The sequence below is a fragment of the Corynebacterium sp. p3-SID1194 genome (assembly GCF_025144155.1).
In the GTDB taxonomy this organism is placed as follows: Bacteria; Actinomycetota; Actinomycetes; order Mycobacteriales; family Mycobacteriaceae; genus Corynebacterium.
The window spans coordinates 41,355-62,416 of the sequence record NZ_JALXWY010000012.1; the positions used below are offsets into that span (position 1 = coordinate 41,355).

The 21,062-nt window shown below is 64.0% G+C and carries 15 protein-coding genes; 11 read left to right on the forward strand and 4 right to left on the reverse strand.

Annotation, left to right across the window (positions count from 1 at the left end; translation table 11 throughout):
• Window positions 1–163: 163 nt before the first annotated feature.
• From M3G19_RS08645 to M3G19_RS08675, 7 genes are all read left to right on the forward strand, one after another.
• On the forward strand, window positions 164–1,156 hold the full coding sequence (locus M3G19_RS08645) for a malate dehydrogenase (RefSeq protein WP_259902204.1): 993 nt from the start codon (window positions 164–166) through the stop codon (window positions 1,154–1,156).
• Between the two features lie 44 nt (window positions 1,157–1,200).
• A complete protein-coding gene (locus tag M3G19_RS08650; protein WP_259902205.1) occupies window positions 1,201–3,939 on the forward strand; it encodes a valine--tRNA ligase in 2,739 nt (912 codons plus the stop codon).
• Window positions 3,940–3,974: 35 nt separating this feature from the next.
• Window positions 3,975–5,429, forward strand: coding sequence for a folylpolyglutamate synthase/dihydrofolate synthase family protein (locus tag M3G19_RS08655; RefSeq protein WP_259902217.1), 1,455 nt, complete (start codon window positions 3,975–3,977; stop codon window positions 5,427–5,429).
• The gene (locus M3G19_RS08660; protein ID WP_259902206.1) at window positions 5,429–5,878 is read left to right on the forward strand and encodes a DUF4233 domain-containing protein; all 450 of its coding nucleotides are present in this window, start codon (window positions 5,429–5,431) and stop codon (window positions 5,876–5,878) included. The genes M3G19_RS08655 and M3G19_RS08660 overlap by 1 nt, the downstream gene beginning before the upstream one ends.
• Window positions 5,879–6,025: 147 nt before the next feature.
• Complete coding sequence (locus tag M3G19_RS08665) at window positions 6,026–7,177, forward strand: acetyl-CoA C-acyltransferase (protein ID WP_259902207.1); 1,152 nt, start codon at window positions 6,026–6,028, stop codon at window positions 7,175–7,177.
• Window positions 7,178–7,182: 5 nt separating this feature from the next.
• Window positions 7,183–9,387, forward strand: a complete 2,205-nt coding sequence (locus M3G19_RS08670) for a 3-hydroxyacyl-CoA dehydrogenase/enoyl-CoA hydratase family protein (RefSeq protein WP_259902208.1) — start codon at window positions 7,183–7,185, stop codon at window positions 9,385–9,387.
• 111 nt (window positions 9,388–9,498) lie between these two features.
• Window positions 9,499–10,620 carry an HNH endonuclease signature motif containing protein gene (locus M3G19_RS08675; protein WP_259902209.1) on the forward strand — a complete coding sequence of 374 codons (1,122 nt, stop codon included), beginning with the start codon at window positions 9,499–9,501 and terminating at the stop codon, window positions 10,618–10,620.
• 48 nt (window positions 10,621–10,668) lie between these two features.
• On the opposite strand, the gene M3G19_RS08680 is transcribed toward M3G19_RS08675, so the two are convergent.
• The 3 genes from M3G19_RS08680 to M3G19_RS08690 all read right to left on the reverse strand — a co-directional run bounded on the left by M3G19_RS08680 (window position 10,669) and on the right by M3G19_RS08690 (window position 14,859).
• A complete protein-coding gene (locus M3G19_RS08680) occupies window positions 10,669–11,874 on the reverse strand; it encodes an acyl-CoA dehydrogenase family protein (protein ID WP_259902210.1) in 1,206 nt (401 codons plus the stop codon).
• Between the two features lie 88 nt (window positions 11,875–11,962).
• Window positions 11,963–13,156, reverse strand: coding sequence for an acyl-CoA dehydrogenase family protein (locus tag M3G19_RS08685; RefSeq protein ID WP_259902211.1), 1,194 nt, complete (start codon window positions 13,154–13,156; stop codon window positions 11,963–11,965).
• 164 nt (window positions 13,157–13,320) lie between these two features.
• Entirely contained in the window at window positions 13,321–14,859 is a 1,539-nt protein-coding gene (locus tag M3G19_RS08690) for an AMP-binding protein (protein ID WP_259902212.1), read from the reverse strand.
• 153 nt (window positions 14,860–15,012) lie between these two features.
• Between M3G19_RS08690 and M3G19_RS08695 the strand changes: the two genes are divergently transcribed.
• The 4 genes from M3G19_RS08695 to M3G19_RS08710 all read left to right on the forward strand — a co-directional run bounded on the left by M3G19_RS08695 (window position 15,013) and on the right by M3G19_RS08710 (window position 20,660).
• Window positions 15,013–15,330 (forward strand): hypothetical protein, encoded by a 318-nt coding sequence (locus tag M3G19_RS08695; protein ID WP_259902213.1) that lies wholly within the window; start codon window positions 15,013–15,015, stop codon window positions 15,328–15,330.
• A gap of 20 nt (window positions 15,331–15,350) precedes the next feature.
• On the forward strand, window positions 15,351–15,761 hold the full coding sequence (ndk, locus tag M3G19_RS08700; protein WP_210572452.1) for a nucleoside-diphosphate kinase: 411 nt from the start codon (window positions 15,351–15,353) through the stop codon (window positions 15,759–15,761).
• 148 nt (window positions 15,762–15,909) lie between these two features.
• Entirely contained in the window at window positions 15,910–17,610 is a 1,701-nt protein-coding gene (locus M3G19_RS08705) for an alkaline phosphatase (RefSeq protein ID WP_259902214.1), read from the forward strand.
• A gap of 440 nt (window positions 17,611–18,050) precedes the next feature.
• The gene (locus M3G19_RS08710) at window positions 18,051–20,660 is read left to right on the forward strand and encodes a translation initiation factor IF-2 N-terminal domain-containing protein (RefSeq protein ID WP_396121772.1); all 2,610 of its coding nucleotides are present in this window, start codon (window positions 18,051–18,053) and stop codon (window positions 20,658–20,660) included.
• A 51-nt stretch (window positions 20,661–20,711) separates the two neighbouring features.
• On the opposite strand, the gene M3G19_RS08715 is transcribed toward M3G19_RS08710, so the two are convergent.
• Window positions 20,712–21,062, reverse strand: a 351-nt coding sequence (locus M3G19_RS08715) for a hypothetical protein (protein ID WP_259902215.1), incomplete at its 5' end; no start/stop codon positions are given.

Sequence of the window (21,062 nt, forward strand, 5' to 3'; positions counted from 1 at the left end):
CCCAAATGGGGTAGGCCGTGCCGAATGAACGGAAGAAGGTGGGCGCAGAATGTGGAAATTGCCTAGTGCAACGGGGGTAGCATGGGTGATGTTCAGAGAGCCCGCACGCCTATTCGGGGGGTACCGCCCACCCGGGTAGAGGGAGCAAAGCGAAGGAGAAGAAATGACTAATCCGCTCGATCCCACGAAGTCCGTCAAGGTGGCCGTCACGGGTGCCGCCGGCAATATCGCCTATTCGCTGCTGTGGCGGATCGGGTCCGGCGAAGTATTCGGGGCAGACACCCTCGTGGACCTGACACTGCTGGATATTCCGGACGCCGTGGGCACGGCTGAGGGCGTGGCGATGGAGCTCAACGACTCCGCGCTGGGCAACGTCCGCTCGATCACGGTAACCGACGATCCGGCGAAGGCCTTCGACGGCGTCAACGCGGCGTTCCTCGTCGGCGCGAAGCCGCGCGGCGAGGGAGAGTCGCGCGCGGACATGCTCGCAGCCAACGGGAAGATTTTCGTCGAGCAGGGACGCGCGATCAATGACCACGCGGCAGACGATGTGCGCGTGCTCGTCGTGGGCAACCCGGCGAACACGAACGCGTACATCGCGAACAAGGCAGCGCCGGACGTCGGGCCGGAGCACTTCAACGCGCTCATGCGCCTCGACCACAACCGCGCGATCTCGATGCTGTCGGAAAAGCTCGGGGAGCACTCGAGTGCATTCGAGAACATCGTCGTGTGGGGCAACCACTCGGACACCCAGTTCCCGGACATCACGTACGCGACGGTCGGCGGCGAGTCCGTGGCGGACCGCGTGGAGCGCGAGTGGTACGAAAACGAGTTCATTCCGCGTGTGGCCAAGCGTGGCGGCGAGATCATCAAGGTGCGCGGCCGCTCGTCGGCGGCATCTGCGGCGTCGGCAGCCGTGGACCACATGCGCGACTGGGTCACCGGCACGGAGGGCAAGTGGACCACGTCCGCGGTCGTCTCGCAGGGCAGCTACGGGGTCGACGAGGGCCTCGTGTTCGGCTTCCCAGTCATCGGCATCAACGGCCGTTGGGGCACGGTCGAAGGGCTTGAGATTGACGACGCACAGCGGGCGCGCGTCGACGCCAATATCGAGGCGTTGCGCGCCGAGGCGGAGATCGCCGACAAGCTCTTCTAACACCCTCGAAGCCCGGCTGGGTACGACGGCTACACTGTCTAACCGTGACTGAATCTAGCGCGACGTACAACGAGCAGCTCATCGGTGCCAGCCGGGCAGACGCCCTGCCGAAGAGCTGGGAACCTCAGGACCTCGAGCAGGGGATCTACGACGATTGGGTGGCCAAGGGCTATTTCACGGCCGACCCGGCTTCCGATAAGCCCGCCTATTCGATCGTGTTGCCGCCGCCGAATGTCACGGGCCAGCTGCACATGGGGCACGCGCTCGACCACACATTGATGGATTCGTTGGTCCGCCGCAAGCGCATGCAGGGCTACGAGGTCCTGTGGCTGCCGGGCATGGACCACGCGGGCATCGCCACGCAGACCAAGGTCGAGGCGATGCTCAAGGAGACCGAGGGCAAGGACCGCTACGACTACGGCCGCGAGGAATTCATCTCGCGCGTGTGGGAGTGGAAAGAGAAGTTCGGCGGCACGATCACCTCGCAGATGCGCGCGATCGGCGATTCCGTCGACTGGTCGCGGGAGCGTTTCACGCTGGACGAAGGGCTCAACCGCGCGGTCGTCACCATTTTCAAGCAGCTTTTCGACGCCGGGATGATCTACCAGGATTACCGCCTGGTCAACTGGTCCCCGGTGCTGGAGACCGCCGTCTCCGATATCGAGGTCGTCTACAAGGACGTCGAGGGCGAATTCGTCTCCATCCGCTACGGCTCGCTCAATGACGATGAGCCGCACCTCATTGTCGCCACCACCCGCGTGGAGACGATGCTTGGCGACGTCGCTATCGCCGTCCACCCCGATGACGAGCGCTACCAGCACCTCATCGGCGAAGAATTCGACCACCCGTTCCGCGACGACCTGAAGCTGAAGGTCATCGCCGACGACTACGTCGACCGGGAGCTGGGCACCGGTGCGGTGAAGATCACCCCGGCCCACGACCCGAACGACTACGAGATGGGCCTGCGCCACGACCTGGACATGCCCATCATCATGGACAAGACCGGACGCATCGCCGACACCGGAACCCAGTTCGACGGCCTGACCCGCGAAGAAGCCCGCGTGAAGGTGCGTGAGGCACTGGCGGAGCAGGGGCGAATCGTCAAGGAAGTCCGCCCCTACGTCCACTCCGTCGGCCACTCCGAGCGCACCGGCGAGCCGATCGAGCCGCGCCTGTCGCTGCAGTGGTTCGTGAAGGTCTCCGAGCTCGCCCGCATGTCCGGCGATGCCGTCCGTCAGGGCGACACCGTCATCCACCCGAACTCCCTGGAGAAGCGCTACTTTGACTGGGTGGACAACATGCACGACTGGACCATTTCGCGCCAGCTGTGGTGGGGCCACCGCATCCCGATCTGGTACGGCCCAGAAGACGCCGACGGCAACCGAGACATCATCTGCCTCGGCCCCGACGAGGAAGCACCAGTTGGCTACGAGCAGGACCCGGACGTCCTGGACACCTGGTTCTCGTCAGCCCTGTGGCCGTTTTCCACGATGGGCTGGCCGGACAATACCCGGGAGCTGGAGAAGTTCTACCCGACGACGGTGCTTGTCACCGCCTACGACATTCTCTTCTTCTGGGTCGCCCGCATGATGATGTTCGGCACCTTCGCCGGCACTCAAACAGCCGATGTCCTGGGCCAAGGCCAGGACGATCGGCCGGAAGTGCCGTTCGACAATATCTTCCTTCACGGTCTGGTCCGCGACGAGAAGGGCCGGAAGATGTCGAAGTCCCTCGGCAACGGCATTGACCCGATGGACTGGGTGCGCGATTACGGTGCGGACGCACTGCGCTTCGCTCTCGCCCGCGGCGCGAACCCGGGCATCGACCTGCCGATCGGCGACGACAACGCCGCGGCCGCCCGCAATTTCGCGACCAAGCTCTACAACGCCACCAAATTCGCCCTCATGAACGGCGCCGCCGTCGGTCCGCTGCCGGCGCGCGAGGAGCTCACCGACGCAGACCGCTGGATCCTGGACAGGCTGGAAACGGTGCGGGGCAACGTCGATAAGCTTCTCGACGACTACCAGTTCTCCAAAGCCAACGAGGAGCTCTACCACTTCACCTGGGATGAGCTCTGCGACTGGTACCTCGAGATCGCGAAGACCCAGATCCCGCGCGACGGCGAGACCGCACGCGGCCGCACCACCCAGATCGTCCTCGGCCGCGTCCTCGACGTGGTGCTGCGCCTGCTGCACCCGACGATGCCGTTCGTCACCGAGGTCCTCTGGAAAGCTCTCACCGAAAAGGACTCCCTGTGCCTCGCGCCGTGGCCGACCGCAGAGGACACCAACGGCGGCGCCGAGGTCGACGAGGTTGCCCAGCGCCGCATTAACGACGCGATCGCGCTGATCACAGAGCTGCGCCGTTTCCGCTCTGACCAGGGCGTCAAGCCGTCGCAGAAGGTGCCGGCGCGCCTTGATTTCGCCAAGGCGGACCTTGTCGGCCAGGAGGAAATGATCCGCTCGATCGCGAAGGTTGAGGAGCCGGGGGAGGACTTTGAGGCGTCGGCAAGCATTGAAGTGCGTCTCGCCGAAACCACCCTGGACGCGGCCCTGGACACTTCGGGCACCGTCGACGTCGCGGCTGAGCGCAAGCGCCTCGAAAAGGAGCTCGCTGCCGCGCAGAAGGAGCTGGACAACACCGGCAAGAAGCTAGGCAACGAGTCCTTCCTGTCCAAGGCCCCGGCCGAGGTCGTGGAGAAGATCCGCGAGCGCCAGAAGGTCGCGCAGGAAGAGGTCGAGCGCGTCACCGCCCGCCTTGCCGCGCTTCCGGAGGCCAAGTAGTGGCGGACCGCGAGGAGAGCGGATACGACATCCGCATGGACGAAGACGGGCTCGTTCTCAATTTGGGCGACGAGATTATCGACGACACCCCCGCCGACCCCGACTCCGCCGCCCCCGTCCCGCGCCCCGTGAGCGAGGATGATCTCGCCGAACTCGCGCGTGTGGAGCGCGAATTGCTTGCGCGCTGGCCGGAAACGAAGATCGACCCGAGCCTCGAGCGCATCGAGATGCTCATGGACTTCCTCGGCCACCCCGAGCGCGCTTATAAGGTCATTCATGTCGCCGGCACGAACGGCAAAACGTCAACGGTGCGCATGATCGAGTCGCTGCTGCGCTCCTTCGGCGCGCGTGTGGGCCGCACGACGAGCCCGCACCTGCAGTCGATCACCGAGCGCGTCGGCATTGACGGTCAGCCGATTCACCCGGCTGATTTCGTGCGCATCTACGACGAAATCACACCCTTCATTGAGATGGTCGATGCGAAAAGCGACCACCCCATGTCGTATTTCGAGGTGACCGTCGCGATCGCGCTCGCCGCTTTCGCCGATGCGCCCGTCGAGATTGCTGTCGTCGAGGTCGGCATGGGCGGCACGTGGGACGCGACGAATGTCGTTGAATCCGACGTGGACGTCATCATGCCCGTCGGCCTCGACCACACCGACTACCTTGGCGACACCCTCGCCGAGATCGCGGGGGAGAAGGCTGGGATCGTCCGCCGCCCTGAGGCCGTCACCGTCGTCGCGAACCAAGAACCCGACGCAATGCGCGTCATCTTGGAGCGCACCGTCGAGGTTGGCACCGCGGTCGCGCGTCTCGATGAAGAATTCGGCGTCGAAGAAGCCGGCGTCGCCGTCGGCGGCCAAACCTTGAAACTGCGCGGCCTGTCCGGCACCTACGACAACATCTTCCTGCCGTTGTCCGGCCCGCACCAGGCCCGGAACGCAGCCGTCGCACTCGCCGCTGTCGAAGCGTTCTTCGGCGCCGGCGCGGAAAAGCCCCTCGACGCCGACACCGTCCGCGCTGGGTTCGCCGCCGCCGTGTCCCCGGGGCGTCTTGAGCGTGTGCGTTCCACCCCGACGACGTTCGTCGACGCCACCCACAATCCGCACGGCGCCCAAGCCCTCGCCGCCGCGATCGAGCGCGATTTCAACTTCGCGCGCCTCATCGGCGTACTCGGCATCCTCGACGACAAAGATGCCGTCGGCGTGTTCACCGCCCTCGAACCCGTGTTGAGCGAAGTGGTCATCACCCAGAACTCGTCGCCGCGCGCCACCGACGCGTACGAGCTCGCCGAGACCGCGCGCGACATCTTCGGCGAGGAGCGCGTCCACGTCGAAGAGCACCTCCCGTCCGCGTACACGCTCGCCGTCGAGCTCGCCGAAGAAGCGCTCGAAGCCGTCGGCGCGCAGTCCGGCTCGGGAGTGCTCATCACTGGCTCCGTCGTCACCGCCGGTGAGGCTCGCGCCATGTTTGGAAAGGACCCCGAATAATGTCCCGCACGCCCCGCAAACCCGTCGAGTACGGCCCGCTCGGCCCCGGCTCCGCGCCCGTCAAGGACCCGATCAAAGGCCTATCCGGCGTGCTCTCCGGCACCCTGATCATGGAAGCGATCACGATCTGGCTGTGCCTGACCGTCATCCTCAAGATCAACGACGGCGAAATGTGGACCACGTTCAACTGGGTGTTCATCACCGTCATGGGGTTCGCGCATTTCATTGCGGCATTCTTCCAGCGACGCCCGGGAGTATTGCTTATCGACGTCGCCCTCCAAGTCCCCCTCATCATCATCGGCTTTTTCATCCACTGGTCAGTCGGAGCAGTGGGCATCATGTTCGGAATTGTCTGGTTCCTGATCGTGAAAATGCGCGCCGATATCCTGGAACGCCAGCGCCGCGGGCTCCTCACCACGCAGCACCTGGGCACTGCCGACGAGGGGTAGGTGAGGCGGGGTGGCCCGTCGATAAGCACTGCGAAATGTGAGCGGTGCTACCCCGGTCAGAAAAAGTGATCGAGGCGCGGAACTCCACTGTGATCTTTCCTATAATTGTGTGGATGTGTAATCCAGCACAATCGATGAAGGAGATCCATGTCTGAGCCTATTTACATCACCCAGGCCAAGCGCTCGCCCGTCGGCACGTTCGGCGGTTCGCTGTCCCGTATGGCCACCATCGACCTCGGCACCCACATCGCCAAGGCCGTCATCGAAGAATCCGGCGTTCCCGCCGAGAACTTCGACTCCTCCGTGTGGGCCAATGTGGTCACCACGATCCCGCGCGACAACTACACCTCCCGCGCTGTGGCTTTGGAGGCTGGACTGCCGCAGAGCTCCCACGCGTACGGTGTGAACCGCCTCTGCGGCTCCGGCGTGCAGGCGATCATTTCCGCCGCTCAGCAGCTGATCACTGGTGACGCGAAGCTGTCGCTCGCCGGCGGCGTCGAGGTCATGTCCCAGGCTCCGTACTCCGTCGAGGGCATGCGCCAGGGCCGCAAGATGGGCGATGGCCGCCTGATCGACTGGCTCACCGGGGCCCTGACCGACCCGATGGGCAACGGCGGAATGGGCATCACCGCCGAGAACATCGCCGCGAAGCACGACATCTCCCGCGAGCGCCAGGACGAATACGCCCTGCAGTCGCAGGAGCGCGCCGCCGCTGCGATCGCGAACGGCGAATTCGAGGAACAGATCGTCCCGGTCGGCGAGTTCACCACCGACGAGCACCCGCGCCAGACCACGTTGGAGAAACTGGCGGGGCTGCGCCCGTCGTTTAGCAAGGAAGGCACCGTCACCGCCGGTAACTCCTCCGGCATCAACGACGCCGCTGCCGCCACCGTCATGACAAACGAGTCCGGCCTGAAGGAATTCGGCCTCGAGCCGCTGGCCAAGATCGTCTCCTGGGGTGTCGCCGGCTGCGACCCGGCCACCATGGGTCTCGGCCCCGTCGCCGCTGTGCCGAAGGCGCTGGACAAGGCCGGCCTGTCCTTGAACGACATCAAGCTCATCGAGTCCAACGAGGCCTTTGCCGCACAGTGCATCGCTGTCGCGGACCAGCTCGGCTTCGACAACGACAAGACCAATATCCAGGGTGGCGCCATCGCGCTCGGCCACCCGATCGGCGCCACCGGCGTCGTTTTGACCACCAAGCTCATCCACCAGCTGAAGAACGCTGGTGGCGGCTACGGCCTGGTCACCGCCTGCATCGGCGGCGGCCAGGGCATCGCACTCATTCTGGAGGTTTAAAACACATGGCAGCTAAAGACATCACTACAGCAGCAGTTCTCGGCGCCGGTTCCATGGGTGCCGGCATCGCCGCGCACATGGCCAACGCGGGCATCAAGGTTCAGCTCCTCGATCTGCCGATCGAAGGAGCTGAAGGGGACGAGCGGAACGGCCGCGCCCAGAAGGGCATTGACACCCAGCTGAAGCGCCACGGCTTCCAGCGCCCCGAGAACGCGGAGCTGATCACCCCGGGCAACACTGAGGACCACCTGGACCGCCTCGGTGAGGTCGACTGGATCGTCGAGGCCGTCTTCGAGGACATCGACGTCAAGCGCGACACCTTCGCCAAGGTCGACGCCCACCGCAAGCCGGGCACCCCGGTGTCGTCGAACACCTCCACCATCCCGCTGGAGGTCCTGCTCGGCGAGGCATCCGACGAGTTCAAGCGCGACTTCTCCATCACCCACTTCTTCAACCCGCCGCGCGTGATGCGCCTGGTGGAGTACGTCGAGGGCCCGGACACCTCCACCGAGGTCAAGGAGCAGATGCACCACGTGCTGGAGCGCCAGATGGGCAAGGTCGTCGTGGACTGCCGCGACACCCCGGGCTTCATCGCGAACCGCATCGGCAACTTCTGGATGGCGGTCGGCGCGAAGACCGCTTTCGATACCGGCATCAAGCCGGAGCAGGCGGACGTCGCGTTCGGTCGCCCGTTCGGCGTGCCGCGTACCGGCATCTTCGGCCTGTTCGACTACGTCGGCATCCAGCTCGTCCCGGGCATTTGGGGTTCGCTGCTGAAGGCCCTGCCGGAGTCCGACGCGTACCACGACTACAACATCGTCGAGCGCGAAGAGTTCAAGACCCTCCTGGACAAGGGCTTCACCGGCCGCACCGCGGAGTCCGGTTTCTACCGCGGCCGCGACGAGGTCTACGACTTCGCCGCCGGCGACTACCGCCCGAAGGAGAAATTCGAGGTCGGCAAGGACCCGAAGGAGCTCATCGAGTCGGGCACCCCGGAGGGCGACTACGCGAAGGAGGTCTTCGCGACCTTCATCAAGTACTGCTGCGACACCGCGCCGGAGATCGCCGACACGGTCGACCAGATCGACATCGCGATGCAGCTCGGTTACGGCTGGAAGAAGGGGCCGTTCGCACTCGCGGATTCGCTGGGCATCGACTTCGTCGCATCGCTTATCGACGACGCCCCGTCCCTGCTTCAGTCCGCTAAGCAGGCCGGCGGCTTCTACGCCGACGGCAAGGTGCTCGGCACTGACGGCAACCTGACCGACCTGCCGGAACGCGAGGGCGTCATCCGCGTGGCTGACCTGGTCGCTGGCGCCGAGGAGATCGCCGGCAACGACGACGCCACCGTGTACAAGCTCACCGACGGCGACTACGCCGGCTTCGGTGTCTTCGTCTACAAGACCCCGATGAACTCCAACTCCAACGCCGTCACCGAGCTGTGGACGCACGCGCCGGAGTGGGACCTCAAGGGTCTGGTCATCGCCAACGACGAGGAGCGCGCCTTCTCCGCCGGCGCCGACCTGGGCACCCTGGCGAAGCTCTCCGGTCCGGAGGGTGACGCTGAGGAGCTGGCACGCACCATCAAGCAGGGCATCGACGGCCTGCACGGCGCACGCATCGCTCCGTACCCGGTGGTCGGCGCTGTCCGCGGCGTCGCACTGGGCGGCGGCATGGAGCTGCTGCTGCACACCGACGCTTCTGTGATCCACGCCGAGTCCCGAGTGGGCTTCCCGGAGCGCAACGTCGGCCTCTTCCCGGCCTGGTCCGGCCCGGTGCGCCTGCTGGAGCGCCTGGTCGAGATCGGCGCCCCGAACCCGCACGCCACCGCTTTCGGCGTCCTGCTCAACGTCAAGCCGGTCCCGGCTGTCAACGTCGATTTCTGGCGTGAGAATGACGAGGTCATCCAGTCCCCGGACCACGTCGTCGAGGGCGCTCTCGAGCTGGTGAAGAAGCTTGCCGAGGGCTACTCCGCACCCGCCGACGCCGAGCTCCCGCTCACTGGCGAGACCTTGGAGTACACCGACGGTTCCGAGACCGACAAGGCCGTCGGCGAGGCTCTCGCCAAGGTCTTCACCGGCGAGGGCACCGCGACCGAGGACGAGCTGGCCCAGCGCCAGGTCGACGCCGCCACCGAGGTGCTCCAGCGCCAGGAGAACCACGACCGCGCCGTGTCCATGGCGACCACGCGCAAGCCGCTGAATAACTAACCGGCTCTCGCCAAAACCGGCACCCCGCACGATCGCAGGGTGCCGGTTTTGCGCACTATAATGCGCAAAGATCGCTTTCTACGGGTTGCGGTTTCGGTTAGCGTGAAAATCATGACGTTCACTGACATGATCCGCACGCTGTCCGACAGCGTTGTGGACTCGCTCGCGGATTTTGACCGCGAGGTCGCGCTCGCCGCCGGGCTCGATCCGCGGCGCGTCCGCGATTGGGAAGCAGTGAGCAACACCTATTTCGGGCGCACGAAATGGACGAAATGGCAACGAAAAGCCCTCGAGAAGGCGCGGACGAGCGAGCTTTCTATCGATCAGCTCGCGTTCATCGAAACGCGCCTTTCGCTTATCGACGATCCCTCCACCCGCTGGAAGACCCGCCTTTCCTTACTGAACAGCCGCGGCACCTTCGACGCTGTGAAGCGCCGCGCGAAACAGCTCGTGCCGGACCCGGAACCTGCTGCGCCCGCAGACGCCGTCAAATTCGGCCGTTCGAAGATGGGGAAGCGCTCCATGACCGTGACCGCCGACGACCGCCTGCTCGCCGACACCGAGCAATTTCTGCGTGACGGCATTGATTCCTCGAAGCCCGCCATGCCCCAGATGGCGTCCAGATTCGAGGACCTGCTGCGCGGCAACCTCGAAGGCAACTCCGAAGGCAACACCGACGGCCCGCCCGTTACAGGCGTCCCGCACGCGCAACCGCGGCCGCTTGTTCTTGTCGGTCTGCCGGATTTCGTGGATATTGTCCGCGGTAGTGGCGACGAGGTCATTCTCGGGCTTACCGACGGCACGACCATGACGGGTGCAGAATTCCTCAACCGTTTCATCGCCACCGCCGACAATGAGCTGGAAGCTGCGGTCTTCCACCCGCAGCAGGGCGCGGTGAACTTGTACCGGTTGAGCCGCTTCGCCAACCAGAAGCAGCGGGATCTCGCGCGAGCCGCGATGCCGATGTGCTCGCAGCCGTTCTGCCGCCACGGCGCAGACACATGCGAGATCCACCACGTCACACCGTGGAGCAGGGGAGGGGAGACCAACCTGGACAACCTCGCGCCCTTGTGCAGCTACCACAACCGCGTCAACGACGACGATCCACGGCGGCGAAAACGCGGGCGTATTCACATGCGCCGGGGCACCCCGGTCTGGGTTTCACCGCGCGGAACACCCGTGCGTCGCACACATCCCCCGTTCGGCGCCATGAGTACTCTCTTCGGCCGTTAAAACACAAAACCGGGCCCTGCGTTAGCAGGACCCGGCATTCAGAGTGCCTTAGGAGCGGTAAGCGGACACTCCGGTAATCGACTTGCCCACGATGAGGGACTGGATGGTGTCCGTGCCCTCGTAGGTGTGGAGCGACTCGATATCGGCGTGGTGGCGTGCCACGTCATTTTCGAGCTGGATGCCCACGCCGCCGAACATGTCTCGGGCGTCGGCCGCGATCTTGCGTGCGCCGCGGGTGTTGTGGACCTTCGCCAGGGCTGCCTGCTTCTCGTTGAGTTCGCCGGCCTCCTCGAGTTCCAGCAGACGGCGGCAGTACAGCGCCATCGAGGTCACTTCCTGCAGCATGTCGGCCAGGCGCAGCTGGATGATCTGGTTCTTCACCAGGGGGCGACCGAACTGGACGCGGCGCTGTGCATAGTCGAGTGCCTTCTCGTAGCAGTCGATCGCCATGCCGAGCGCGACCCACGCCACCGCGATGCGGGTGCCGGTGAGCACCTTCGCGGTGTCTCGGAAGGAGTGGGAATTGGGGAGGCGGCGGTCGTCGGAAACGCGGACGTCGTTAAGCGTGATGTGTGCTTGCGGAATGCCGCGCAGCGATGCCTTGCCCACGATCGTCTCCGCCGAGTACCCCTCCTGGTCCTGGTCGACGATGAAGCCCTTGACCTCGCCGTCCTCTTCGTCGCGCGCCCACACGATCGTGATGTGACCGACGGAGCCGTGGCCGATCCATTTCTTCTCGCCGTTGATGATCCACTCGTCGCCCTCACGGCGTGCGGACGTTTCAAGGCCGATCGAATCCGAACCGTGGTCCGGCTCCGTCAGCGCGAAGGCGCCGCGGATCTCCATGCGCGACATCGGGCCCAAGTACTTGGCCTTCTGCTCTTCGGAGCCGCACTCGGAAATCGAGCGCATCGCCAGGCCGGACTGCACGATGTGTGCGGTCGCGGTGGACGCGTCCGTGCGGGCGAATTCCATCTGGATCAGACGGTTCGCGCGGATCGAGATGCCCGGCTTGCCGTCGATGGAAATGCCGTCGGTGACCAGGCCGCGGCGAGCGGCTTCCTCGACACCGGGAATGTTGTACTCGGCCTTCTCCCAGGCCTCGTTGATGGAGGGGCGGGCGAACTCCATGAACTCGCGGGCCTTCTTCCACCATTCGAGGTCTTCGCCGTCGACATCGGCGAATACGCGGTAGTAGTCCGTCTTCGGGTTGAGGAGGGCGGCCACGCCGTCGGTCACGTTCTCTTCAGTCATGAGTATTTCTCGCTTTCTGTAGCTTTCGCGCGAAAAGCTGCACCGCTTCCATTCTCGGTCGCGATGCAGCTCATTTTCAGCGTGTGCCTTAGCCGGCGAATGCGCCGACGCCGGTGATGGACTTGCCCACGATCAGGGACTGCATCGTGTCGGTGCCCTCGTAGGTGTGCAGGGCCTCGATGTCGGCGTGGTGGCGTGCCACGTCGTTTTCCAGCAGGATGCCCACGCCGCCGAACATGTCGCGGGCGTCAGCGGAGATCTTGCGTGCGGCGCGGGTGCAGTGGACCTTCGCCAGGGCGGCCTGTTGCTCGGTCAGCTCGCCGGATTCCTCCAGCTCGAGTAGGCGGCGGCAGTACAGGAACATCGAGGTGAGATCCTGCAGCATGTCGGCGAGACGCTGCTGGATGATCTGGTTCTTTACCAAGGGGCGGCCGAACTGGACGCGACGCTGCGCGTAGTCGAGCGCCTTCTCGTAGCAGTCGGTCGCCAGGCCGAGGGAGGCCCATGCGACGGAGACGCGGGTGCCAGCCAGCACCTTTGCGCAGTCGCGGAAGGAGTTGGCGCCGGGGAGGCGGCGGTCGTCGGAAACGCGGACGTCGTTAAGCTTGATGTGCGCCTGCGGAATGCCGCGCAGCGATGCCTTGCCGACGATCGTCTCCGCCTCGTAGCCCTCCTGGTCCTGGTCGACGATGAAGCCCTTGACCTGGCCGTCTTCGGTGTCGCGCGCCCACACGACCGCGATGTGGCCGACCGAGCCGTGGCCGATCCACTTCTTCTCGCCGTTGATGACCCACTCGTCGCCCTCGCGGGTTGCGGTGGTCTCCAGCGCGATGGAGTCGGAGCCGTGGTCCGGCTCAGTCAGAGCGAAAGCGCCGCGGAGTTCCAGGTGGCACATCGGCTTCAGGTACTTCGCCTTCTGCTCCTCGGAGCCGCACAGCGCGATGGACTGCATCGCGAGACCGGCCTGGACACCGAAAGCGGTGCCAAGCGACGCGTCGGTACGGGCAAGCTCAAAGGCCATCAGGCGTGCAGCACGCACGGACATGTGCGGCTCACCCTCGATCTCGATGGCATCGCGGAATAGGCCGCGCTTACCGGCCTCGGCGACGACGGGGATCTGGTACTCGGCCTTTTCCCATCCCTCGTTGACGTAGGGGCGGGCGAATTCACCGAAGTCGCGGGCCTTCTTCCACCACTCGAGGTCCTCGCCCTCGATGTCAGCGAATACCTGGTAGTAGTCGGTCTTCGGGTCCAGCAGCTCGTGGACTGGGTTGTCAGCCATGATTCCCTCTTTTCTTGGGTTCCGGAGTGTGGTTCCGCTCCCAGTGGAAATGTGGAGCAAAACCATAACACTCTTAATTGTGACTTATGTCGCAGAACTTTACAGAGGAATTCGCGCAGACTTTATGTGGGATGCGTCGCACTGCCCCCGAAGGCGGCGGGAAGCTACCCCTCCAGCGGGATAAGGCGCAGGTCCTTGCGCAGAATCTTGCCGGTGGGGTTCTTGGGGATCTCGTCGAGGAAGGTCACTGCGCGCACCTTCTTGTAGGGGGTGACGCGCTCGGCGACCCACTTCATGAGCTCCTCGGCGGTCAGTTCCGCTCCTTGCTGAAGCACGACGAATGCGCGCGGGATCTCGAGTCCGTCGCGTTCGACGCCGACAACGCCGGCGTCGGCAATTGCTTCGTGCGTGAGTAGCAGGGCCTCGAGTTCGGCGGGTGCGACCTGGTAGCCCTTGTATTTGATCACTTCTTTGGCGCGGTCGACGATGTAGAAGCGTCCGTCTTCGTCGACACGCGCGACGTCGCCGGTGCGCAACCACCCGCCGTCGACGAAGGTCTCGTCGGTGGCTTCCTTGTTGTTGAGGTATCCCTGCATGACTTGCGGCCCGCGCACGAGGAGCTCGCCGGATTCGCCGTGCGGGACGTCTGCGAGTGTCTCGATATCCACGACGCGGCATTCGGTGTTCGGGACGGGGTAGCCGATCGAGCCGGGGTTCGTCTCGCCTTTGATGCCGATATTGACCGCGGGGGATGTCTCGGTCATGCCGTAGCCCTGCACGCAGTCGGTGCCGAGGCGGCGTTCGACAGCGCGCGCGACTTCGTCGTCAAGCGGTGCAGCGCCGGAGAACATCAGCTTGTTCGCGGCGAATCCTTCGGGCGTGACCGCCGGGTGCTTCGCTAGGGCGACGGCCATGGGCGGGGCGATGAACGTCAATTCGATGCCGTGTTCGCCGTGCGCGCGCAGGAATGTCTCGAGGTCGAATTTCGGCATGGTGTGGACGTTGGAGCGCAGCATCATCGGGGTTAGCAGCAGTGCGGTCATTCCGTAAATGTGGGAAAACGGCAGGGGAGATAGCGTCGCCGAGGCGTTTCCCATGCCGTTTTTTGTCAGCATGTACTTCGATTGCAGGACATTCGAGGTGAGATTGCTGTGCGTCAGCATGACGCCCTTCGGCATCCCAGTCGTGCCCGAAGAAAATGGCACCGACGCGAGCGCGGTCCCGTCAATGTCGACATCAGGAGCGGGCAATTGCTTATCGACGATCCCCTCCAGATCCCCTTCCCTCACACGCTCCCCGCACTCAACGTCGGAGATCCCGATGAAGAGGTCTGCGCCGGCCATTTCTGCGACCTTTTCCACGTCGTCGGCGTTCATGAGGACGCCGATCGGGTTGACTGTGGCCCCGGCGCGGAAGATGCCGAACAGGGCGACCGCGAAGTTGATGGAGTTGGGAATTTGAAGGGATACGACGCTGCCGGGACCGATGCCGCGCTGCGCGAGGTACCCGGCGACCGCATCGGCTTTGCGCTGCAGTTCGCCGTAAGTGATGGTGTCGCCGGTGGTCAGCTCGGTGATCGCGGTCCGGGCGGCGTCTTCGTCGGTGAGGTCGTTGAAGATCTGCTCGTAGACGGTGCCTCCGAATAGCTCGAGGTCCGGGTACGGGCTGGCGTAGATGGAGGCGGGGGTCAGGGTCGCAGTCATGCTGTCGGTCCTTTCGCGATCGCTGAATGAACATCACGTTTCGCCTAGGAAGTTACCTAAGCAAAACTATATCCCTATTGTGACGCGGATCGCACTACTTCGCATCGAAAAACAAAATAATTTTCATGCTCCATCCCAGGTACCCTTGGATGCATGCAAGCTGGTTCTCTCGCTCTCGCCGCGGTCCTGTCGTTGGGTGCGATCGTCCTCGCGTTCATGAACACTCCGAAGTGGGTGGCACTGTTGCTGCTGGCCGGGGCGGGCGTTTTCCTGTTCATCGGTCTGAGGGAGAAGTACCGGTCATACAGCGCCCGAGAGGGTGCGCCGATCGAGCTCGACGATGAACAACGCGACACCGTCTCCCGTCTGAAGGCCGAGGGGCGCGAGGATTCGGCGGTCCGTCAGGTGCAGCTGTGGTTCCGAAACACGGACTATGAGACTGCGGCGGCTGTTGTGCGCGACGTCAGCTAGCAGGCGGTAGGGTTGGAGCCATGACTGAACGCACTCTGATTCTGATTAAGCCTGACGGTGTCGCAAACGGCCACGTGGGAGAGATCATCTCCCGTATTGAGCGCAAGGGCCTGAAGCTCGTCGAGATGGATCTGCGCACCGCAGACCGCGAGACCGCTGAGAAGCACTACGAGGAGCACAAGGACAAGCCGTTCTTCGGCGAGCTCGTGGACTTCATCACCTCCGCGCCGCTGGTCGCAGGCATTGTTGAAGGTGAGTCTGCGATCGCCGCATGGCGTCAGCTCGCCGGTGGCACCCACCCGGTCGAGAAGGCGACCCCGGGCACGATCCGCGGCGACTTCGCTCTGACGGTCGGCGAGAATGTTGTGCACGGCTCCGATTCTCCGGAGTCCGCAGAGCGCGAGATCGCGATCTGGTTCCCGAACCTCTAAGTCATCTTTGCTTCGAGCCCACGCCGTTATGGTGCGGGCTTTTTGCTTACTCACGCCAAGTGAACTCCCTGTGAATTCGTGCGGAACATTCGTTGGCACCGACGAGTTCCGCTTGCGCCGCTGTACGGCGGATTCGAAGGTGTTATGCATGGCTAATAAGAATCTTCCTCGTCGTCGCTTCCTCGCGGGTTCCGCCGCAGCTGCCGCTGGTGCGACTGTGGCCGGGAATGCCACTGCGAATGCTCAGCTATCGTCGTCGCGGTCGCTGTCGTCGGCACGCTTGCCGCAGGCCCCGAAGCCGAAGCCGTACGCGGCGTTCATGCACGGTGTCGCGTCCGGTGATCCGACGCCGGATTCCGTGATCATCTGGACCCGTGTGACGGTGTCGAAGGAGGCTGTGCCGGGGTCGGGGATCGGCGAGGATGCGACGGTGGAATGGGAGATCGCCACGGACCGCGAGTTCTCCAAGATCGTGCGCAAGGGCACGCATCGCGCCACCGCTGCGAGCGATCACACGGTGAAGGTCGACCCCCGCGGTCTGAAACCCGCCACCGATTATTTCTACCGTTTCCGCTGGAATGATCAGGTCTCCCCGGTGGGTGCGACCCACACGGCGCCGGCCTACACGGCGGATATCGACGAATACAAGCTCGTCGTCGCATCGTGCGCCAATTACGAGTGCGGGTATTTCACCGCCTACCGCGACATGGCGGAGCGTGCCGCTGCGGGCGAGATCGATGTCGTCGTCTTCTTGGGCGACTATATTTACGAGTACCCGACCGGTGAGTATGCCGGTAAGAGCGGTGTGTCGCGTCCGCACCACCCGGCGCACGAGATCGTGTCGCTGGAGGATTACCGCGTTCGCTACGGCCGTTACCGCACCGACGAGCACCTGCAGGCCGCGCACGCTGCCGCGCCGTGGGTCGTGGTGTGGGATGACCATGAGTCAGCCAATGACTCCTGGAGGGGCGGCGCCGAGAACCACACCGAGGGCGCGGAAGGCGAGTGGAAGAAGCGTGAGTCTTTCGCTCACCAGGCGTATTACGAGTGGCTGCCGGTGCGTGCTGTGCGTCCGTCGGAAGGCGGTCATATTTACCGCAGCTACCAGTTCGGCAACCTGATCAAGCTCACGATGATGGACCTGCGGTCGTACCGTGACGAGCCGGTCAAGGCGCTCGGCCGCGACAAGGATGCGCCGGAGCGCAGCATGCTCGGCTCGGAGCAGTTCGACTGGGTCAAGGGCGAGGTTGAAACCGCGACGACTGCTTGGAATGTCCTGGGCAATTCGGTGATGGTCTCGCCGATGGAGATCGGTCACCTGCCGCCGACGAGCTCCGACAACCGAACCGCGAACGACGTGCTCGACGAGTTCACGAAGTCCGCGGGCATCGCCGTCAACGCCGACCAGTGGGATGGATTCCGCGCCGAGAGAGCACGGCTTTTCGACGTCCTCTCCAGCACCGCCCCCCACACCCTCTTCCTCACCGGCGACATCCATTCCGAGTGGGCTCACTCGGTGCAGCACAAGGGCAAGGAGATCGGCTGCGAGATGGTGTGTTCGTCGATCACGGCCCCGAATGTGGATGAAATCGTGACCAAGTACACGAAGACCTACACGCCCGAGGACAACCACATCACTCACCTCGTCGAAAGTGTGATGTACTCGGCGAATCCGTGGGTCAACCACGTGGACTTCGATTCCCACGGTTACGGAATTGCCCGTATCTCCAAGGACAAAGTGGTCATGGACTTCTACCGTGTCTCGGACGTGGAGGACCCGGGTGCATCTGCCCGTCTTGCCGTGACTCGTACGTGGGTCGCTGGCCAGGGCTTCCAGGAGAAGCGCTAAGCGCACACGCCACCTCTCTCGCGCAGGTGGGCGTCCCTGTCGGTTCGATCGGGTCGAAAACGAACCAACGGTTCGGTGCCGTCTGGGCGCCCTGACGCAGCCAAGCTGTGCCACAATGGTCTCCGGAGCAATCGATTGCTCAATAAGCTTGACATTTATTCCGCGCGATCGGCGGTGCACAGCACTGTGCGGCGGCGGTGGAGTCATTCCACCAGCGCCCGGTGCTGGGAGTCGTACCGCGCGCGGCAATTCAATAGGAGATTTCCGTGGCTGACAGCGACGAGACAACTACCCCGCGCAAGCGCCGGGCACGTTCGACAGCGAAGAAAACAACGAAGAAAGCGACGAAGAAGACAGCCAAGAAGGCTGTGAAGAAAGCCGCGAAGAAAACGGCAAAAAAGACGGCGGCGAAAAATCCCGAGAAATTCGACCGCTCGCAGATCGGTGAGAAGACTCGCGTGTTCGTCCTGGCGAAGATGCTGGGGATGACATCTAAGGACCTCGTGGTCAAGCTCAACGAGCTGGGCTTGGTGAAGGTCGCGCAATCCTCGCTGAGCAAGGCAGAGACCGAGCAAGTGCTTGACGCGCTCGAGGCCACCCCTGAGACTCAGGAAGCTCAGACGGAGGACACCGCCGCTACGAGCGCGGAAACAGAAGACGTCGATCCGGCGGCGGAGGAGAAGATCCGCCACCGCGTCCGTAAGGACGTCGAGAACGAGATCAGCCAGATCGAGGATAAGGTCGAGGCAGATCTGCTCACCGACATCGAGCCTGAGATCACGCCGGCGCCCGAGGAAGCGACAGGGATGTACGCGCCAGTGTTCAAGGCTCCGCCCCGGGGTTCGCGGAGGAGGGCGAAGAGGACGGGGGATGCGTCGATAAGCGATGCCCCGGAACCGCAGGAAACCGCAACGGACGAGCACATCGAGGAGCCGAAGGCGATCAAGGGGTCGTCGCGGCTTGAGGCGCAGCGACGCCGCCGCAGCGAACGCCGCGAGGAGGAGCGCAAACGCTCGCGTGTTGTCTCGCAGGCGGAATTCCTCGCGCGCCGCGAGTCCGTCGAGCGCACGATGGTCGTGCGTGAACGTAAGCGTCACGACGGCCCTGGCACCCTTACTCAGGTCGGCGTCCTCGAAGACGGCCTGCTCGTCGAGCACTTCGTTGATTCGGATGAAAACGCGTCGATGATCGGCAATATTTATCTCGGTCGCGTGCAAAATGTGCTGCCGAGTATGGAGGCCGCGTTCATCGACATCGGGCAGGGCCGCAATGGTGTGCTCTATGCCGGCGAGGTGGATTGGAAAGCCGCTGGTCTCGGCGGGCGTTCGCGTCGCATCGAGCAGGCGCTGAAGTCCGGCGACCAAGTGCTCGTCCAGGTGACGAAGGACCCGGTGGGCCACAAGGGTGCACGCCTGACCACGCAGATTTCCCTGGCGGGCCGCTTCCTCGTGTACGTCCCAGGCGGACGCAGCGCCGGCATTTCGCGCAAGCTGCCCGCCCCGGAGCGCAAGCGCTTGAAGGACATTCTCGTCCGCGTCGTGCCCGGCAAGGGCGGAACGATCATCCGCACTGCAGCCGAGGGCGCGCCGGAAGAAGCCATCGCTGCCGACGTCAACCGCCTGCATTCCCAGTGGGAAGCGATCCAAGAGGAAGCGGAAAAGGAGAAGCAGTCGAAGGGCGCCAAGCCCGTCACGCTCTACGAGGAGCCGCGCCTTTTGGTCAAGGTCGTGCGTGATTTGTTCAACGAGGATTTCGACTCGCTCGTCATCGACGGCAAAAAGTCGTGGAATGTCGTGCACAGCTACGTCCAGTCCGTCGCGCCTGATTTGCTCGAACGCTTGGAGAAATTCGACCGCCACGCCAATGACGGCCGCGATGCGTTCGATGTGTATCGCGTCGATGAGCAGATTCAAAAGGCACTGTCGCGGACGGTGTGGTTGCCGTCGGGCGGCACGCTCGTCATCGACCGCACGGAGGCCATGACGGTCATCGACGTGAACACCGGCAAGTTCACGGGTTCCGGCGGTTCGCTCGAAGAGACGGTGACCAGCAATAACCTCGAGGCAGCAGAGGAGATCGTCCGCCAGCTGCGTCTGCGCGACATCGGCGGCATGATCATCATCGACTTCATCGACATGATCCTGCCGGAGAATCAGGACCTCGTTTTGCGCCGCCTCAAGGAAGCGCTCGGACGCGACCGCACGCGCCACCAGGTTTCGGAGGTCACGTCGCTCGGTCTCGTCCAACTCACGCGAAAGCGCCTGGGCACAGGCCTCGTTGAGACGTTCTCCACCAAGTGCGAGCATTGCGATGGCCGGGGCATTGTGCTTACCGACGACCCCGTCGATCCCGACTCCCCTCGCACCCATGCCCCGGGCAAACACCCGGCAGCGAAGGCGATGGAGAAGCGCAACAAGAAGAATAAGAGCGCAGAAGAGCTTGTCGACGCCGTCGTCGCCGAAACCGATTCTGACGACGAGCGCAGCGAGCGCGATGACCAGCCCAAGCGTCGCTCTTCCCGCCGCCGTGGCCGTCGCGGTTCCGGCCGTGGCCGTGGCCGCCAACAAGAGCAGGATCAGAATCAGGGCCAGAATCAAAAAGAGCGACAGTCGGAAACGACGGAGACGACGGAGCAGACGACAACCTACGACGAGGCTGTCGCCGAGTTCGAGCGTTCCCCGCGCCGGAAGCGAAAGACTCGCGGGAATTCTGTGTCGGACTACCGTCCTGATCCGAAGGATTACGACGACATGTCCACCGAAGACGCGATTGACGAGGCGGCCGACGCCCTAGCATTCGCCGAATCAGCCAATTCCGCAGACTCCACTTCTGACCGGGAGGATTCTGCCTGGGACGAAGAACGTCACGAAACGCAGCGTCCGACGAAGACCAGCGGTTCCCGCCGTCGCCGCCGAGCGACGCGCCGTACTTCTGGCCAGCAGGACCAGAAGAAGCAGCCGAGTCGGGCAAAGCAGGAAGAACCGAAGCGGGAGGCGTCGATAAGCAAAAGCTCCCGCGGGCGTCGACGTGCGACGCGCAAGTCGCGGTAACTGAATGCGAAAAGGCCCCGCTCCCTTGTGGGAACGGGGCCTGATTGCTGTTTAGGCGAAGTCGGTGGCGGTGTCGTCGAGGCCGGTAGCGTCGCCGCTGTCCTCGTAGCTCTCCTGGTATGCGTCTTCGGTGTAGCCGAGCTCGTCCGTGGTCGGCATGTCCATCGCGGTGTTATCGGTGGTGATCTCCTCCTCTGCGTCGTAGTAGCCGTCGCCGTCGGTGTCGGAGGCGTGGATGTCGCCGATGCCGTCGCTGTTGGTGTCGATGATCGCGGAGTCCGTCACGCCGTCGCTGTTGCTGTCGACGTGCTCCTCGTCTGCGCGACCGTCGCCGTCGGTGTCCAGGACGATCATGTCTCCGATGCCGTCACCGTCCGTGTCGTACTCCAGCTCTTCGACGAG